Genomic DNA, 18227 nt, shown 5'->3' on the forward strand with positions numbered 1-18227 from the left:
AGGAGGTTCAACCGACGCGGGTGAGCGCTTCGGGGCCGACCTCGTGGGCGAGCGGACGGCCCGTCAGATAGCGCTCCACCTCGTCGAGGACGATGTCGCCCTGGCGTCGGCGACACTCGACCGTACCGGCGGCCCGATGCGGCGTCAGCAGCACATTGGGCAGCGCCCGGAACGCGTGGTCCACGGGCAGCGGCTCCGCGTCGTAGACGTCCAGCGCGGCCTCGATCCGGCCGGTGCGCAACTCCGCGAGCAGGGCCCGCTCGTCGACCAGCCACGAGCGCGCGGTGTTCACCAGGCCCGCACCGTCCGCGAGCAGGGCCAACTCGCGGGCCCCGATCAGGTGCCGCGTCGCCGGCAGCGACGGGGCGTGCAGCGCGACGATGCGACTGGTGGTCAGGAGCCGGTCCAGCTCGACGAGTTCGACTCCCAGATCGGCCGCGTCGGCGGCGCTCAGGGTGGGGTCGGCGACCTGGACCCGGGCGCCGAGCGCCCGAGTCACCTCGATGTACGCGCGACCGGTCCGGGACGCGCCGACCACGCCGATCCGGGCGCCGAGCACCTCGTGCCGGGCCGGTGCGATCGAGGCCGTCTCCCACTCGCGTCCACCGCGCAACGCGTGGTCGTAACGATGGGTTTGATGCAGCAGCGCGAGGGTGAAGGCCAGCGCCACCTCGGCTACGGACCGGGCCATGCCCTGGCCGGCCTGCGTCACCCGCACCCCGCGCGCGAACGCGTCCGCGCCCACCACCGGCGTGATCGCCGCGCCGGTATGCGCCAACAGCCCGACCCGGGGCGCCGCCGCGAGCAACTCGCCGGTCAGTCGGGGCATTCCCCACGACGACACCACGACGTCGGCGATCCCGAAGGCCGCGCGCAGCGTCTCGACATCGGTGGGATCGTCCACCGGCACGAGGTCGGCCGGCGCCCGCAGCCGCTCGGCCGGCCCACCCGGACCGGCCGGGTCGGCCGCGCCGAAGAACTCCGCGCGCAGCCCGGGCGGCACGGCCAGCGCGACCACGGCGCGATCGGGCCGCACACCGGCCGGGCCCGGACTAGGCGAGCCAGGCATCGAGGTGCTCCGCCACGAACGCGTCGTCGGTCAGCCACGGATAGGCATTCGACACCCGCTCGATCTCCTCCGCCTGTCCCGGCGACAGCGCCTCCGCCGGATCCAGGCACCACGTGCCGGCCAACAGGCCCTGGCGCCGGAGCACCTCGTGCACACCCGCGATGCAGCCGCGGAAGCCGCCGCGCACGTCGAACACCGCCGAGTTCGCGTCGGTCAACTCCGGTGCCTGACCAAGCAGGTCGACCATCAATCGGTGATCGCCCGCGCGGGCGCGGCGGACCCGGTCGAGCAGCGTGACCGCGGTCGACGTCCAGACCGCCCACTGGCCGAGCAGGCCACCGGCGAACCAGCGCGGCCGGTCGCCGGCCCGATACGGGGTGAGCAGGTCGGTGATGATCGCGTCGTCGTTGCCGGTGTACAGCGCGACCTCGCCCGCCCGGTCGGCGTCGGCCACCGCGGAGAGCACGTCCGAGGTGCGGTAGCGGTCGAACGGCGCGATCTTGATCGCGGCCACACTCGGGATGTCCGCGAACGCGCGCCAGAACCCGGGGGTCAGGAACCGCCCGCCCACCGCGTCCTGGAGGTAGAACCCGATCACCGGCAGCACCTCGCCGACCGCGCGGGCCCGGTCCAGCAGCCCCTGTTCGTCCGCACCGGGTACGGCGGGGCTGAGCAGCACCGCGTCGTAGCCGAGCGACGCGGCGAGTTCGGCCTCGGCCACCGCCTGCGCGGTGTACCCACAGGCTCCGGCCACCCGTACCACCGGGCGGCCCGCCTCGCGCGCGACCGTCTCGGCGGCCAGTTCCAACACCGGCCGCAGCAGCCCGACCTCGGGCCTGCGGATCTCGAACTGCGTGGTGTGCACGCCGACCGCGATCCCGCCCGCACCGGAGCCGAGGTAGTACCGGGTCAGCGCCCGCTGCCGGCGCTCGTCGAACCGTCCCTCGGCGTCCAGCGCGAGCGGATGCGCGGGGATCACGGTGCCTTCGAGCAACAACTCGATCGGTGAGAGCGGCGATCCGGCCGAACCGGTCGCGCCGGCCGAATCGATCGAACCGGCCGGGTCGACCGGATCCACCGCGCCGATCGAACCCGGGTAATCCGTTGCGGAGTTGATCACGATGCCTCAGAACTTTCCGTCGCGGACCTGGAACTTGGTGGCCTTGCCGGACAGCGGATACCCGCGCCGGATCCAGTCCGCCTGCCAGGCCACGAGTGTGCGCAGGGGGACCTCGGGATAGCCGAACAACTCGTGGCACAGACTCGCGTCGGACAACAGCGCGCTGCCCGACTCGGCGCCGGTCACGATCGCCTCCCGACCGAACTCGGCACCGAACAGCGTCGCCAGGCGCCGTACGGACGCGGTCTCGGGACCGGTCAGGTTCACCGTGAACGGCGTCGCCGCGTGCCCGAGCGAACGCAACGCGACCTCGTTGGCGTAACCCTGCCACACCACGTTGGCCTGACCCGTCGTCACATCCACCGGCTCGCCCGCGTACACCGCCGCCGCGATGTCGGCGAGCACGCCATAGCGCAGGTCCACCGCGTAGTTGAGCCGGATGAGCGCGACCCGGGTGCCGCGCGTGGTCGCGGCGTGGGTGAACACCCGCTCGCGGCCCAGGCAGGACATCGCGTACTCGCCGACCGGCCCGACCGGGTCGCTCTCCACGCTGCCGCCGAAACCCGCGGCCACCAGCGGATACACATTGCCGGTGGAGAACGCGGCGATCCGCGCGGTCGGGTAGCGGCGCGCGATCCGGTCCGGCAGCGCGGCGTTGACCGCCCACGCGTGCTCGGGGGCGCCGGCCGAGCCGAACTTGGCGCCGACCATGAACACCACGTTGCCCGCGTCCGGCAGTTCGGCCGGGTCGCCGGTCATCAGGTCGAACGCGACGGTTCGCACACCGTCGGCCTCCAACGCCTCGGCCGCGGCGCGGTCCGACCAACGCGAGACCGCGTACACGCGCACCTCGCCGCGCCCGCCCGCGTCCAGCGCGCGGCGGGCCAACCGGCACAGGCTCGGGCCCATCTTGCCGCCCGCGCCGAGCACGACCAGGTCGCCCTCCAGATCGGCCAGGTCCGCGATCAGTGCCGCGGACGGGGTCGCGAGGAGTTCCTCCAACGCGGCCTCGCCGTCCGGGAACGCGAGCCCGGTGGGCGTGCCTTTCGCTTCGGCCACAGCTACAGCCACCTCATTCATGACGCGAGATCAGCCCTTGATTCCGGTTGCCGCCACGCCTTCGGTGACGTAGCGCTGGCCCACGAGGTAGGCCATGAAGATGGGGACGAACGCGACCACGGAACCCGCGAGGACCACGTTCAGCGGCACGTTCTGTTGTTGCAGCGAGGCGATGCCGACGGTCAGCGTGCGCATGTCCGTGCTCTGACCGACGATCAACGGCCACAGGAAGTCGTTCCAGTGCCACAGGAAGACGAACGTGCCCAGGGTGGCCAGGATCGGCTTGATCAGCGGCAGCACGATCCGGACGAAGATCTGGAACTCCGAGGCGCCGTCGATCTTGGCCGCCTCGAACAGCTCGTCCGGCAGTCCCTGGATGAACTGCCGCATCAGGAACACCGCTTGCGCGTTGGCCAGCGAGGGCAGGATCAGACCCCAGTAGGTGTCGACGCCGTTCATCTTCGCGATCAGGACGAACGTCGGGATCATCGTCACGTGGTAGGGGACCATGACCATCGACAGGAACGACCAGAACATCGCCTCGCGGCCGGGGAATCGCTTCTTGGCGAACGCGTAGCCGGCCAGCGCGGACAGCAGCAGCGTGCCGAGCACGCCGACGATCGAGTAGATGAGCGTATTGATCAGCCACTGGGGGACGTCCTGCGAACCGAGGACGTCGCTGTACGCGCTGGTGGTCAGGTTCCACGGCAGCAGGCTGCCCGGGAACTCGACCGCGCCGGAGGGCTTCAGGGACAACACGACCATCGCGTAGAACGGGAAGATCGTGGCCAGCGCGACCACGCCGAGCAGCAGGCCGCGCAGCACCTTGCCGCGCCGGGTACCGCGCATCGCGTACGGCACGGTGTCCTGCTCGCGGCGGGGACCGGAGCGGTCGCGGCGGCGCAACCGCAGGCGGGCGCGCGCCGGTTCGCTCTTCGCCGCGGCGACCGGCGGCGGCGTGATCTCGGCGACCTCGTGGGTGTCGAGGGACATGGTCACTTCTCCTTCCCGATCACCAGGCGCTGGATGATCGCCACGATGAGCGTCAGCACGAACAGGGCCAGGCCGATCGCGCTGGCGTAGCCGAGATCGAAGTACTTGAAGCCGGCGTCGTAGAGCTGGAACACCAGCGTGTAGCTGGCGTTCGCCGGGCCGCCACCGGTCATCACGTACACCGCGTCGAAGACCTGGAAGCTGGCGGTGGTCTCGATCACGGCGAGGAAGAACAGCGCGGGCTTCAGGCTCGGCGCGATGATGTAGCGGAAGCGCTGCCAGGGACCGGCGCCGTCGGTGAGCGCGGCCTCCTCCAGTTCGCGGGGCACGTTCTGCAGACTGGCCAGCAGGATCAGCATGCCGTAGCCGAACCGCGACCAGATGCCCACGATCGCCAGCGCCGGCACCACGAACACGTCGTCGGCCAGCCAGGATCCGGTGTGTCCGCCGATCCAACCCATCACCGTGGACCACGGTCCGTCGGTGGAGAAGATCCAGATGAAGACGGTGGAGGCGAGCACCAGGCTGGTGACCACCGGCAGGAAGAAGATCGAGCGGAACAGCTTCGACCCGCGGAACGCGCGCCGGGTCAGCAGCGCGAGCCCGAGCGCGGCGATGATCGTGCCGGGCACGGTGATCACCGTGTAGAGCACGGTCACCCTGAGCGAGGACCAGAAGACCGGGTCGTCCCACAGGCGGGTGAAGTTGTCCAGGCCGGTGAACTTCGGCGAGTCCATCAGCGAGTAGTCGGTGAAGCCGAGCAGCACGCCGGCGATGCTGGGGCCGAACCGGAACAGCACGAACAGCACGAAGGCGGGCAGGACGAACAGCAGCCCGATTCGGGCCTCGCGGCGGGCGTGCGGCCCGCGTCGGCGGAGCCTGCGGGGTTGTTCCGCGACTGCGGCCACGGGGACCTCCTTGGGCTGAGGAACGGATGAGGGAACGGATGGGAGCGGATGGGAGCGGATCCAGCTCGGATGGCGGGAGGGAACAGGCGCGGGTGAAGGGGTGGGCGGCCCGGACGCGGGGCCGGGCCGCCCGGCCGGGGTCAGCGCGCGAGCAGCGCGTTCGCCGCCTTGGCCGCGTCGTTGAGCGCGTCCTTGGGGCTCTTGTTGCCGATCAGCGCGGCCTGGATCTCCGGCGCGAGCACGCCCATCACGTCCCGCGACTTCTCCTTGAGCGGGCCGGCGCTCATCACGTCGAGCGTCTTGGCCACGTCGGCCTGGAGCTTGTCCCCGGGGTAGGGATCGGCGGCCGAGGTGCGGGCCGGGAAGTAGCCGTTGGACTTGACCAGCGCGAGGCTGTTCTCCGGCTTGGCGACGAAGGAGATCCACTTGCCGGCGGCGTCCTTGTTGGCGCCCTTGAGCATCGCGAACGAGCCGACCGTGCCGTACCCGGCGGACTTGACGTCCTTGAGCGGCGGCAGCACGACCGTGTTCTCCTTGCCCCAGAACTTCTCCACGTCGGCCGGGGTGTTCTGCCACGTGCAGGCGACCTTGCCCTTGGCCACCGGGGTCTGCTCCAGCTTGGGCGTGGTGGTGACCTGGTCCTTGTCCGTATAGCCCTTGTCCACCAGGGTCTTGAGGAAGCTCAGCGCCTTGACGCCGGCCTCGGAGTTGAACGCGACCGACTTGCCGTCGGCGGCGAACACGTCACCGCCCGCCTGCCACAACATCGGGTACCAGGTCAGGTTCAGCGTCTGCTGGGTGTCGCCGCTGTAGCTGGTCGCCTGGTAGCCCTTGTCCTTGAGCTTCGGCGCCAGGTTGAGCAGGTCGTCCCAGGTGGCCGGGTAGTTCGTCTCGCCGACCGCGGCGAACACCCGCTTGTCGCAGATCAGCGGGTTGGCGCTGGTCAGCAGCGGGGTCGCCATCGGCTTGCCCTCCACGCTCACCGAATCCAGCGCGGCCTTGCGGTAGTCGGCCTTGTCGGCGGCGGGCATGTACTCGTCCGCGGGCACCAGGCTGCGCTGGTACTTGGGCAGTTGGTCGGGCACCAGGTAGACCACGTCCGGGCCCTTGTTCGCGGCGATCGCGGTGGCCAGCGCGGTGTCGCGGTTGGCCCACGGGTAGGTCTCGACCTTGACCTTGTAGCCGGGGTTGGCCTTGCTGAACGCGTCGCTGAGGCCGGCCCAGTACTCCTTGTTCTTCGCCTCGTCGGCGATCACCGGGTACATCCAGGTGGTGATCGACTTGCCGCCCGAGCCGGGGCCGGAGGAGCCGCCGCACGCGGCGAGGCTCACGGTGAGGGCGGTGGCGAGCACCGGGAGGGCGATCGCGCGGACGGTACGCGGACGGATGCTTCTTCTCATGGGGGTCGCGTCTCCTGACAGCGGGGTTTGACGGGGTGTCAGTTCAAGGACCGAGGCGGTGGCCCGACCGCTCGCCCCCCGCCGGGAGGCGGCGGGGGCGGGACGGCTCGAGCGGCCGGACCGGCTCGGGGGTTGCTCAACCGAACGGGGCGTCGCTCAACTCGCGGGTACGGTCTCGGTGTTGCCGCCGTGTCGGGAGCGTTCGACGGCGAACGCGGCGAGGTGGCTGCCGAGCGAGTCGACGCCGTTGGAACGGATGTGGGCGTGGTCGCCGGTGGCCAGCGCGGTGACGAACGCGTCGATCAGCGCGGTGTCGCCGCCGCCGTGTCCGTCCGCCGCGTTCGACCCGGAGGCTCCCGCGTCGTGGGTGACCACCCGGTCGTCGGCGAAGGTGTGCACGGTGACCTGCTCGCCGTCGCCGCGCAACCAGCCGTGGCTGCCGAAGATCCGCACCTGGCGGTGCGTCTGCTCGGTGAACGCGGTCATCGTGAAGGTCGCGGTGATCCCGCCGGACAACTGCATCGCCACCACCTGGTGGTCCACCACGTCGTTGTCGCAGTGGTAGACGCAGCGCCCGTACGGGCCTTCGCGCAGCGCCCGGACCAACTCGGCCTGATCCCGCGGCCCGTGCGCGGCGTCGGTGACGTGGTTGATCGGCCACGCGTCGCCGGTCTTGCGCAGCGCCGGGAAGTAGAGCTTGGGCCCCGAGTACGGGCAGTCGGGTTCGACCGCGCAGTCCAGGCAGTTGCGGGCCGATCCGGCCGGAGCGTTCTCCGGCTTGAAGTGCGCGAGCCCGCCGAAGCTTGCCACCGTCTCGATCCGGGAGCCGGTGACGTACCCGATCCAGTCCAGGTCGTGCGAGGACTTGGCCAGGATCATCGGCGAGGAGTCCGCCTCCCGGCTCCACGGGCCGCGCACGTACGAGTGCGCGTAGTGCCACCAGCCGACCGGCTCCAGCAGGTCCAGGCTCACGATCGAGCCGAGCACACCGGAGTCCAGGACGCCCTTCACCAAGTCGGTGTAGGGCGTGTAGCGCAGCACGTGGCACACCGCGAACGGGACGCCGGCCGCGGCGACACCCTCGATGATCCGCCGGCAGTCCGCCTCGGTGGCGGCCATCGGCTTCTCGGTGAGGATCGCGTAGCCGGCCCCGGCCAGTGCCAGGATCGGCTCCACGTGTTCGCGGTCCTGGGTGGCCACGATCACCGCGTCCGCGATCCGTTCCCCGAGCAGTGCACGCCAGTCCTCGAACTGCACGCTCGCGCCTGAGGCTTCCCGGGCGGAGGCGCGCGGGTCGGCCACCGCGACCAGTTCGGCGCGGTCGGGGTGCCGATGGATCCAATCGGTGTAGGTCAGGCCTCGGTTGCCCGCACCGACCAGGGCGACCCGTACGGGTCGGTCGGTGATGGCCGGTCGGCCGGTGTTCATGGTCGAACTGGGGGAGGTCATGGTGCTTCCCGTGGTGCGAGGGTGTTGCGGATACGACGGTGGCCGCGCGTACGAGCGTGCCGCGGGCCCGGGTGACGGCGGGTCAGAGGAGCTGGTTGCCGGCGGTGTGCGCGACGCGCGGGCCCTCGTCGGGCAGTGCGGTACGCGTGACGCCGTCCTCGACGCAGCCGCCGTGCAGCAGCGCGCTGTTGCCGCCGAAGGCCGCGCCGGCGAGTTCGAGCCGACCGCCGGTGAACGTGCTGCCCGCCGCGCGATAGCGGTTGGGTCCGTCGGTGACCAGCACGTGTGCGGTGGCCGGGTCGGCGGCGGTGGACACGCAGCCGTCCAACTGCCAGGAGACGGTGCGGGCACCGCCGGTGCGCGACAGCAGCGCGCGGGTCGCGTTGGTGCCGCCGAGCCGGGTCCGCGCCAGCGCCACACTCTGGTCTCCGGTGCCCGCGAACCGCAGGCCGCTGTCCCGCAGTTCGCCGCCGGACACGCTCAGCGCGGGGCCGGTCACCGTGGTCGGCGCGGCGGTCGGCGTGCCCACCAGCGTGCAGTCGGTGAGCACGAGCCGCCCGGCGTTCTTCAGGCTCGCGTTGTCCAGGCCCTTGAGGGTGACCCGGTGCAGGTGCAGTTCGCCGCTCACATTGGCCTGGGTGATCTCGGCGTCCTTGCCGAGCGTGAACGTCGAGTCGGCGATCACGTTGGCGCGCTGCGAACGGTTGGACGCCTGCGACACGATCAGCGGCCCGGAGGCGGTGCAGCCGCGGATCTGCACGCCGTCGGCGTTGACCCACAGCATCCCGGAGCCGGCCAGCGCCGGCTTGCCGATCACCTGCATGTCCTCCAGGGTCAGGTCGGTGATCTTGACCCGGGCCACGAACCACGAGCACACGTGCTTGCGCACGGTGATGCGCTTGGCCACCGAGCCCCACGCGGCACCGGAGTTGGCGAAGGTCATCAGACCCGAGTTGCCGGTGTAGACGAGGTCGTGCTCGAACTGACCGTGCGTCACGAACGGGCCCTGGTCGTCGCCGTCGCCGTGACAGTTGGTCACGTAGCAGTAAGCGGACGCGGTCAGGTCGTTGAGGTGCCGGCTGTTCGCGACGTGGCAGTCCTCGACGTGCCCGTACAGGCAGTAGATCTGCTGGGTGAGGTAGCCCGCGCCGCCCCACGTGACGCTGGCCGGGTTCTTCAGCGAGCACGCCCGGGTGCGGTAGTGGGTGCACCAGCGGCGCATCACCACCGGCCAGAACGTGCCGACCGCGTCCACGTGTTCGACGTCGCAGTGGATCGTGTACTCGTAGGCGATCGGGTGCGACCCGGTGTACTGGTCGCCGTCCTGGATGCCCTGGAAGACCATGTTGCGCACGTGCGCGCGGTCCACCGGCTCGATCCGGGTCCAGGTGAAGGTACGGCCGGCGGCGAGGTCCCAGCCGATCTTGTAGCCGACCCGGATGTGCGTCGCGTCCACGAGCTGGGTGATCTCGACCAGGCGCTGCACCTCCTGCTCGTACTTGCCCTTGCCCGGCTCCGGGTCGATGGTGACCGCCCACCAGTCGCCGACCTTGAAGGCCGCGCTGTCCGGTACCTCGAAGACGTCCGCCAGGTCGGGCATCGGCTGGGACAGCTTGGCCTTGACCACCGTGTCGGTGACCTTGCCCTTGAAGTACAGGACCGCGCCGAACGGGTTGTCGTGGGTGTTCTTCTCGATGCCGGTGGTGCGGACGGTGTGTCCGCCGAAGTCCAGGACGATCCGGGAGCGGCCGAAGGTGTGCCGCTTGACGAAGAGCAGGTCGGTGTGGGCCTCGATCCGGTGGATGTACGGATCGTCGACCATCGCGTCCAGCGCGGCGTCGGCGGGGACCTTGTCGTCCAGGATGCCGAACCGGCGGAAGTCCATCACCCCGTCGTGCACCTGGATCCACCGACCCTCCCGCTTGGGCGAGGGGTTGGCCAATACGGTCCCGCCGTTGACCGGCAGGCTCGCGCGCGGGTCCCAGCGCACCACCATGCCGCCGCCGTCGCCCGCGGCGTGATACCCGGCCACCACCACGATGGTGTTCGGGGCCAGTCGGCGAGTCTCCAGGCGCAGCAATGCGGCGACGGTGGCGACACCGGTGGGGACGTTGCCGTCCTCGTGTCGATCGTCGGAGGACGAGGACGCCGACGAGGCGGCGGCGGCCGTACCCGTCGCGGCGGTGCCGGCCAGGAGCAGGCCGCCCAGGCCGCCCGCGGCGAGCAGACGGCGGCGGGAGGACGCGGGCGCGCCGGACGGGGTCGTGGCGGCGGTGGAAGTTTCGGGGGACGTGCTCATCGGGACCTCGGCCTTCGGCGGCAGGGGGGTGAGGACGCTTCCCGTGACACGTGCCGATGCGGCGTTCCCAACGGGTGGGAAACGCGCGGCGGATGGCTTGGGGTGGGCCGCCCGGGTCCGGTGACGGACCGTCGACCCCAGGGCCGGAAACCGGGCACGATTCGTGGCAGCGAACGTGCGGGCCCTGATGAGTCAAGGAACGTAGACCCGCCCGACGTTCCTGGTCAAGACCTCGTGGCGGACTTTCATCGTCCGTGATCGGGGGAACACGATGGGGTCGCAACGTATTGTCCCGTTGCGACCCCGTCGGTCCGATTGTTCACCGGCACATCTCAGCCGGCGTCCACCTCGCCCTCGCCACTCTCCGTGCTGCCCAACTCGCGGCTGACCCGCAGCGCGCCGGCCCGCACCTGGCGGCCGAGTTCCTGGAATCGCCAGCCCGGCAGGTCGAGCTTGAGGCCGGTGATGCTGATCGCGCCCACGCACAGGTCCCGGTGGTCGCGGACCGGGCTGCCGATGCAGAAGATCCCGTCCGCGTCCTCCTCGTCGTCCAGCGCGTAGCCGGTCTGCCGGATGTCGCGCAGGTGTGCGAGCAGGGTCGCGGTGTCGGTGATCGTGTGCGACGTGCGCCGGGGCAGGCCCGAGCGCTCGATCACCGCGCGCGCCTCGGCCTCGGGCAGCGCGGAGAGGATGGCCTTGCCCAGCCCGGTGCAGTGCGGCAGTTCGCGCACCCCCATGCGCAGGTCCAGGCGTACCCGCTGCTCTATCCCGACCTGGTCCACGACCACCGCGAGCCCGCCCTCGGGCACCGCGAAGCGCGCGGCCATGCCGGTCTCCCTGGTCAGTTCGGCCAGCACCGGCCGGGCCACATCGCGCAGGGACACCTGCGACTGGGCCCGATCGCCGAGCCGGGCCAGGCCCATCCCGAGCCGGTAGCGCCGATTCATCCCTTCCCCGTCGTCCGAGACCAGGCCGTATCCGCGCAGGGTCTGGAGCAGTCCGAAGGTGGCGCTCTTGGAGATCCCGCAGGCCTGACCGACCTCGGTGACGCTCATGCCGTCCCCCGGACCACGTGTGGAGAGCACCTCGAGGATGTCCGCGGCCCGGGCGACGGACTTCACCCAGTACTTCGACTCCTCGACATTCTCGTTAACGCTGTTCGACATAGCAGAACACTTTACCGGTCCGGACCCCTTGACTGCCCCGTACATCCAAATGTAGGGTCTGGAACTGTTCGGTCCTGCCGAACAGTGTTCAGAAAACACGGTGTAGAGCAAGCGCAGCACCTGCGACGCGTGCCGAAGGCGGATGGCGCCGGTGATCCAAGGCCTGGCAGGGCCGCGGATCCGAACGGTCACGAACGACGCAAGGAGCCCACCGATGAGTGTCGGCACAGCCGCCACCGACTCCCTTCCCGCCCGAGCCCTTCGGGTCATCCCGGGCGGGGTGAACAGCGGTCAGCGCCGGATCCCGGGCCTGACCGAGCTGGTCGTCACCAACACCAGCGGCGCGAACTTCACCGATGCCGAGGGTCGCGTCTTCACCGACTACCACTCCGCGTTCGGCCCGCCGCTGCTCGGCCACAACGACCCGGACGTGCGGCGCGCGGTGCACGAGGCGGCGGGCCGCCTGGACCTGACCGGCGTGGCCGTCACCGAGGGCGAGATCACTCTCGCCGAAACCCTGGTCGAACTGGTCCCCTCGGTGGAGAAGGTGCTGCTCACCAGCACCGGCAGCGAGGCCACCTTTCACGCGCTGCGGGTCGCCCGCGCGGTCACCGGCCGCCGCCTGGTCGTCAAGTTCCAGGGCTGCTACCACGGTTGGCACGACTCGGTGAGCCTGAACGTGATCTCCTCGCCCGACGCGGTCGGCGCACACGACCCGATCTCGACCGGCATCCTGCCCGAGGTGCTCGAGGCCACCCTGGTCCTGCCGTTCAACGACCCGGCCGCGGTGCGCACCGCGTTCGCCGAGCACGGCGCGGACATCGCCGCGGTGATCCTGGAGCCGATCCCGCACAACGTCGGCTGCCTGCTGCCCGACCCCGAGTTCCTCACCACGCTGCGCGAACAGTGCACCGCGCACGGCTCGGTGCTGGTCTTCGACGAGGTCATCACCGGCTTCCGGCACGACCTCGGCGGCTACCAGAAGATCGCCGGCGTCACCCCGGACCTCACCACCTTCGGCAAGGCCATCGCCAACGGCGCCCCGGTCGGCGCGCTCGGCGGCCGGGCCGACCTGATGGACCAGTTCAGCACCCTCCCCGGCGCTCCCGCGTTCTTCGCCGGCACCTACAACGGCCACCCGTGGGTGGTCGCCGCCGCCCTGGAGACGCTGCGCAAGCTGCGCGAGGAGCCGGTACACGAGCACGTGTTCCGCCTCGGCGAACGGGTTCGTACCGGCCTGGGCGAGATGTACACCCGGCTGGGCATCCCGGCCGTGGTCACCGGCTACGGCTCGGTGTTCGTCACCTACTTCATGTCCGGCGGCGTCCCGCGCAGCTACGACGACCTGCTCGCCAACGACGCCGGCCTGTTCATCGGCTACCGTCGCCGGCTGCTGGAGCACGGCGTGTTCGAGCTGCCGCTGAACCTCAAGCGCAGCCACATCTCGTACGCGCACACCGACGCGGACGTCGACCACCTGATCGCCGCGACCGAACTCGCCGTGCAGGACGCGATCAAGGACGGCGGAATCGGCGAGTTGGCCGGCACGTCCACAATGGGCGGCGCGATCGAAGGGACGGCACGCTGATGTTGGTCGTCGACCGCACCCGACCCACCGGCCCGGCCGGCCGGATCACCCACGTCGAGACGCTGCTCCTGGGCACCGCATGGCGCGACTTCGGCTACGTGCGCGTGCACACCGACCAGGGCCTGTCCGGCGTCGGCGAGATCACCCACCCCTACCGGGTCGCCGAAACGGCCGCGCTGGCCCAGGCGCTGGCGAACCGGCACCTGATCGGCGCCGACCCGTTCGATACCGAGGAACTGTGGCTGCGGCTGTACCAGGGCGACTTCCTGCGCGGCGGAGACGTCGGCGGGATCGCGCTGTCCGGCTTCGACCAGGCCATGCACGACCTGATGGGCAAGGCGCTGGGTGTCCCGGTGTACCGGCTCACCGGCGGCGCCTGCCGCGATCGGGTCCGGGTGTACGCCAACGGTTGGTACAACGGCGAGCGCGAACCCGACGTATTCGCGGCCAAGGCCAAGGAGACCGTGGCCAAGGGCTACTCGGCGCTCAAGTTCGACCCGTTCGGGGCCGGCCTGCACGAGCTCTCGCGGGCCGAACTGCGGCAGTCGGTCGAGCTCGTCGGCGCGGTTCGCGAGGCGATCGGGCCGGATGTGGACCTGTTCATCGAGGGCCACGCGCGATTCGCGATGACCACCGCGTCCGCGCTGCTGCGGGCCCTGGAACCGTTCGACATCGGCTGGCTCGAGGAGCCGATGCCGTGGACGCACATCGAGCGCTACGCGGAACTGCGCGCCCGCGCGCCGTTCCCGATCTCCGGCGGCGAACACTTCCACAACCGCTACGAGTACAAGCAGTTGTTCGCCACGAACGCGGTGGACATCATCCAGCCCGACCTGTCCATGGCGGGCGGACTCACCGAGGTGCGCAAGATCGCCGCGATCGCCGACACGCACGGCGTCATGGTCGCCCCGCACAACTCCAACTCGCCGCTGTGCACCACGGTTTCCGTGCACGCCTCGCTCGGGATTACCAACTTCAAGATCCTGGAGACCTTCGACGGTCTGCTGGAGCCGTTCGTCTTCGACGCGGTCCGTGGCACGTTGCCGGTGACCGCCGACGGGCACGTGGAGATTCCGACCGCTCCGGGCTTCGGCGTCGAGCTGGACGACGACGTGTTCGCCGAACACCCGCCCACCCACCGCTTCTGGAACATGTTCTCGGACGGCTGGGAGAAGAGGAACCGCACATGAGCGCCGGCCGCTCGGGCATCGTCGACGTGCACTCCCATCTGTTCCGCCAGTGTTGCGACTTCGACGACGTGTTCAAGGCCGACTCGGCCCGCGCGCACGACGGTGAGGTCGACCTGACCGTGCGCTGGGCCGACTACGCGGCATCCAGCCCGGCGGACACCCGGACCGTCGTGGTCGGCGGCAAGGCCCGGCGCAGCGGCCTGTGGGTCGAGGACAAGGCGGTCGCCGAATACGTGGCCGAGCAGCCCGATCGGCTGATCGGCTACCTGTCGATCGACCCGACCCAGACCGGCTGGCAGGACGAACTGCGATTCGGTCACCAGGAGTTGGGCCTGCGTGGGATCAAGCTGATGCCGATGTACGCGGGCTTCGACCCGGGGGATCCGCAATACGACCCGCTGTTCGCCTACGCCGAGAGCAACGGCCTGCCGATCCTGGTGCACACCGGGACCACGTTCGTCTCGGCGGCGCCGATCGCCTACGCGCAACCCCGGTTGCTGGATCCGGTCGCGATCCGCCATCCCGAACTGCGGATGGTGCTCGCGCACCTGGGTCATCCGTTCGAGGGCGAGTGCATCGCGGTGATCCGCAAGCACCCGCACCTGTACGCGGACGTCAGCGCACTGCACTACCGCCCGTTCCAGCTTTGGCACAGCCTGCGGCTGGCCCAGGACTACGGCGTGCTGCACAAGCTGCTGTTCGGCAGCGACTACCCGTTCACCACGGTGGACGCGTCGGTGGCGGGTCTGCGTGCGGTGGCCGCCGTGCCGGGCATCCCCGGTCTGCCACCGCTGGATCGAGACGCGGTCGAGCAGCTGATCTTCCGCGACGCGCTGCCCCTGCTGGGGCTGTCGTGACCGGCACCTCGGCACCCGGCGGGCCGGGCGTCGCGCCGATCGGCGGATCCGGCGCGAGCTTCGCGCTCACCGATCGCACCGCCCTGGTCACCGGCGCCGCCGGTGGCCTGGGCCGGGCGTTCGCGGTCGCCCTGGCGGCGGCCGGCGCCGACGTCGTGCTCACCGACCGACCGGGCGTGGACCTCACCGAGACGAGCGCCCTGGTCGAGGCCCGCGGCCGGACCGCCCGAATCCGGCCGTTCGACCTGGCCGACACCGCCGGGTTGGCCGGCTATGTGGACGAACTGCGGGCCGAGGTCGGCCCGTTGCACATCCTGGTCAACAACGCCGGCACCGCGGCCCTGGAGCGGTTCAACGAGATCACCGTGGCGAGTTGGCGCCGGGTGCTCGCGGTGAACCTGGACGCGGTCTTCTTCCTGTCCCAACGCGTCGCCGAGCACATGATCGCGGACCGCGTGCCGGGCCGGATCATCGCGGTGACCTCGAAGAACGCGCATGTGGCCGAGGCCGGTCTGGCCCACTACAACGCCTCCAAGGCGGGTGTGGACCTGCTGGTGCAAAGCCTCGCGGTGGAACTGGCGCCGCACAGGATCACCGTCAACGCGGTGGCCCCGGGCATGGTCGAGACGCCCATCGACGGCGATTTCCCGCTCGATCGCGAGCCGTTCGAGGCCGCCTACCGCGAACGCATCCCGCTCGGGCGGTACGCCACGCCCGACGAGTGCGCGGGCGCCGCGGTCTTCCTCGCCTCCCCCGCCGCGTCCTACGTGACCGGCACCCGGATCGTGGTGGACGGCGGTGTGCTCGCCGACCAGATGCCCCGGATGCGCCACATGCCGCCGTACCGCAACTCGCTCTGACTCACCGGCGCGCCGGGCCGGCCCCGCACCGGGGTCCGGCTCCGGACGCCCCGCATCCCCTTCGTGCACGGATCGAGAAAGTGAGCGGGACCCATGTCCTCACTCGGTTCTTCCCCTTCGTCGTCCCGCCGCCGCCTGTTGGCCGCGGGTGGATTGGGCGGGCTGCTGCTCGCCGGCACGGCGGCCGCGGGTACCGCCTCGGCCTCCCCCGACGACGACCGCGACGGCGGGCGGCGCGAACCCTCCGGCAGTGTGCCGACGATCGCCGCCCTCTTGGACCTGGAAACCCGCCGTCTGCCCGCCGACACGATGGTCTCGGTGGCGGGCTATCACGCGGCGGGCGACGGCGGCGGCATGGTGGTGCGCTGGGACCCGCGCTCGAAACTGCCCGCCAACGGCGGCACGGTGCACACGATCGGCTCGCCCAAGCGAGAGGGTCGGTGGATCCAGGTGCACGACGGGGTGATGGACTTCCGCCGGTTCGGCATCCTGGACGACAAGGTCCCCGCCGACGCCGCGCTGGACGCGATGGTCGACGATCCGTACATCCACCGGATCGAGGCCCACACCGACCTGCTCTTCGTCAAGCGGCACACCTTCGGCCGCTCCCGGATCGTCCTGGACTTCGGCGGACACACCGTCCGCACCACCGGCATCGAGAAGAACACCCACGACAACCCGTTCGGCGCGGTCCTGTACTTCAAGGGCAAGGTCACCGACACGGTGGTCGCGTACCCGCTGGCCGAGACCGTCATCGAACTCACCGACGCCTTCCCGGTGCCGGACTCCGGCAGGTTCAAGGTCGGCGAGTGGTGGACCGTGGAGATCGACCCGATCGCGGGCGGCGGCACCTATGAGCGCGAGTTGCAGAAGCTGGTCGAGATCACGCAGATCGTCGACGGCAAGCACATCCGGGTGGACTACCTCAACGGCTGGGAACTGGCCGCCGGACGCCGCATCACCTGGACCCGAATCGAACCGGTCCGGCGCGCCGACGTCCGCAACATGGTGTTCCTCGGCGCCGGCCCCGCCGACGACGAATACACCGGCTCGCACCCGATCGCCTACGAATACGCGGTGCGCTGCGACGTGATCGGGATCGAGGCCACCGGGTCGTTCTGGCCGGTGATCATGCGCCGTTGGTGCACCCACTTCCACACCGCGCGCTCCTCGCTGAAGAACCCGCCGACGGTGATGTACGGCGGCGCGGGCTACCTGACCCAGCAGATCTACTGCCTGTACGGCCGGGTCGAGGACTGCGTCTCCAGCAACGCCCGACACCTGAACGACCTGACCGCGTCCGCCTACTGTCACGTGGTCAACTGCCACGGCGACGGCGACGACCAGGGCGGCAACCCGTTCACCACGCACGGGCAGTACGAGCACGACCTGCTCTTCGAGGGCAACTCGGGACTGATGGACATCGCCAACTCCGGCGCCCTGTGGGGGACTTCAGCGAAGCGCATCACCGTGCGCGACCACGTGTGCTCGTGGTTCGTCGCGGGCACGAAGATCACCGACCTGACCCTGGAGAACGTCCGGGTGATCCCCCGACCGACGTTCGACTCGGGCGGCACCCTCCAGGTCAACGCGGACGGCGTACAACTGCGCGGCTGCGTCGCGCACACCTTCGCGATCGGCCGGCGCTCGGCCCGCTCCACCCGGCCGAACGTGATCGAGGGCTGCACGTTCCACCTGCCCGCGAAGCAGGTGCTGGTGCAGACGCCGGTGACCAACACCGTGCACTTTCGGGACTGCACGTTCACCGGCGTGGACGGCGCGATCCTGCGCGGTTCGGGCGAGGTCGACTTCGACGGGTGCACGATCGTCGGGGCCTCGCCCGCGGCCGCGCCGCTGGAGGTGGGCGCGGCCGTGCTGCGGCTGACCGCGAGCACGCTGACCGACACCGGCGTAGTGCTCTCCGCGGTCCGCGACCAGAGCGTGCACGTGAGCGCCGGCACCCGGATGACCGGCGGCAACGGCTCCGGTGCACTGCTGTCCCGAGCCGCCGGAACGGGCGTCGCACGCTGGCGGTTGCACGACGCGGAGTCCACCACCGACGGCGCCCACGTGCGGCTGGAATCCGGGATCAACCACTGGGTGGCCACCGGGACCCGGTTCACCGGCGGCCGGCTGGAACTGCGCCCGCAGGCGTTCGCCGGCGCGTCCTCGGCGCTGCACACCACGTGCGTCGAGGACGGCGTCACCCGGACCGCGCTGCCCACGGACGGCCCGCGGGTGGTCACCACCGGGAACCTGGCGATCTGAG

Annotated in this window: 14 protein-coding genes; 5 read left to right on the forward strand and 9 right to left on the reverse strand. The window is 70.6% G+C overall.

Going from position 1 to position 18227, the window contains the following annotated elements:
* Positions 1 to 7: 7 nt before the first annotated feature.
* From ACIRL2_RS17990 to ACIRL2_RS18030, 9 genes are all read right to left on the reverse strand, one after another.
* On the reverse strand, positions 8 to 1069 hold the full coding sequence (locus tag ACIRL2_RS17990; protein WP_402233126.1) for a hydroxyacid dehydrogenase: 1062 nt from the start codon (positions 1067 to 1069) through the stop codon (positions 8 to 10).
* A complete protein-coding gene (locus tag ACIRL2_RS17995; protein WP_402233304.1) occupies positions 1053 to 2072 on the reverse strand; it encodes a dihydrodipicolinate synthase family protein in 1020 nt (339 codons plus the stop codon). Before ACIRL2_RS17995 ends, ACIRL2_RS17990 begins: the two co-directional genes overlap by 17 nt.
* 123 nt (positions 2073 to 2195) lie before the next feature.
* Positions 2196 to 3269: an NAD-dependent epimerase/dehydratase family protein gene (locus ACIRL2_RS18000; RefSeq protein WP_395863669.1), complete on the reverse strand. Its 1074-nt coding sequence runs from the start codon at positions 3267 to 3269 to the stop codon at positions 2196 to 2198.
* Positions 3270 to 3278: 9 nt separating this feature from the next.
* Positions 3279 to 4241 carry a carbohydrate ABC transporter permease gene (locus tag ACIRL2_RS18005; RefSeq protein WP_395863667.1) on the reverse strand — a complete coding sequence of 321 codons (963 nt, stop codon included), beginning with the start codon at positions 4239 to 4241 and terminating at the stop codon, positions 3279 to 3281.
* Positions 4242 to 4243: 2 nt separating this feature from the next.
* Entirely contained in the window at positions 4244 to 5149 is a 906-nt protein-coding gene (locus tag ACIRL2_RS18010) for a carbohydrate ABC transporter permease (RefSeq protein WP_395863665.1), read from the reverse strand.
* Positions 5150 to 5289: 140 nt separating this feature from the next.
* Entirely contained in the window at positions 5290 to 6549 is a 1260-nt protein-coding gene (locus ACIRL2_RS18015; protein ID WP_402233130.1) for an ABC transporter substrate-binding protein, read from the reverse strand.
* A 156-nt stretch (positions 6550 to 6705) separates the two neighbouring features.
* On the reverse strand, positions 6706 to 7998 hold the full coding sequence (locus ACIRL2_RS18020; protein WP_402233133.1) for a Gfo/Idh/MocA family protein: 1293 nt from the start codon (positions 7996 to 7998) through the stop codon (positions 6706 to 6708).
* A gap of 82 nt (positions 7999 to 8080) precedes the next feature.
* Positions 8081 to 10297, reverse strand: coding sequence for a peptidase C14 (locus ACIRL2_RS18025; RefSeq protein WP_395863660.1), 2217 nt, complete (start codon positions 10295 to 10297; stop codon positions 8081 to 8083).
* 332 nt (positions 10298 to 10629) lie between these two features.
* Entirely contained in the window at positions 10630 to 11463 is an 834-nt protein-coding gene (locus ACIRL2_RS18030) for an IclR family transcriptional regulator (RefSeq protein WP_395863658.1), read from the reverse strand.
* A 214-nt stretch (positions 11464 to 11677) separates the two neighbouring features.
* Here ACIRL2_RS18030 and ACIRL2_RS18035 point away from each other — a divergent pair, with 214 nt between their 5' ends.
* The 5 genes from ACIRL2_RS18035 (at position 11678) to ACIRL2_RS18055 (ending at position 18226) form a co-directional block, all read left to right on the forward strand.
* Positions 11678 to 13051, forward strand: a complete 1374-nt coding sequence (locus tag ACIRL2_RS18035) for an aspartate aminotransferase family protein (protein ID WP_395863656.1) — start codon at positions 11678 to 11680, stop codon at positions 13049 to 13051.
* A complete protein-coding gene (locus ACIRL2_RS18040) occupies positions 13051 to 14241 on the forward strand; it encodes a mandelate racemase/muconate lactonizing enzyme family protein (RefSeq protein ID WP_395863654.1) in 1191 nt (396 codons plus the stop codon). The genes ACIRL2_RS18035 and ACIRL2_RS18040 overlap by 1 nt, the downstream gene beginning before the upstream one ends.
* Positions 14238 to 15098: an amidohydrolase family protein gene (locus ACIRL2_RS18045; protein WP_402233138.1), complete on the forward strand. Its 861-nt coding sequence runs from the start codon at positions 14238 to 14240 to the stop codon at positions 15096 to 15098. Before ACIRL2_RS18040 ends, ACIRL2_RS18045 begins: the two co-directional genes overlap by 4 nt.
* Before the next feature lie 38 nt (positions 15099 to 15136).
* Entirely contained in the window at positions 15137 to 15958 is an 822-nt protein-coding gene (locus ACIRL2_RS18050; RefSeq protein ID WP_402233307.1) for an SDR family NAD(P)-dependent oxidoreductase, read from the forward strand.
* Between the two features lie 93 nt (positions 15959 to 16051).
* Positions 16052 to 18226: a peptidase C14 gene (locus ACIRL2_RS18055; protein WP_395863650.1), complete on the forward strand. Its 2175-nt coding sequence runs from the start codon at positions 16052 to 16054 to the stop codon at positions 18224 to 18226.
* The last annotated feature ends 1 nt before the right edge of the window (position 18227 follow it).

The sequence above is a fragment of the Embleya sp. NPDC127516 genome (assembly GCF_044765325.1).
Taxonomy (GTDB): Bacteria; Actinomycetota; Actinomycetes; order Streptomycetales; family Streptomycetaceae; genus Embleya.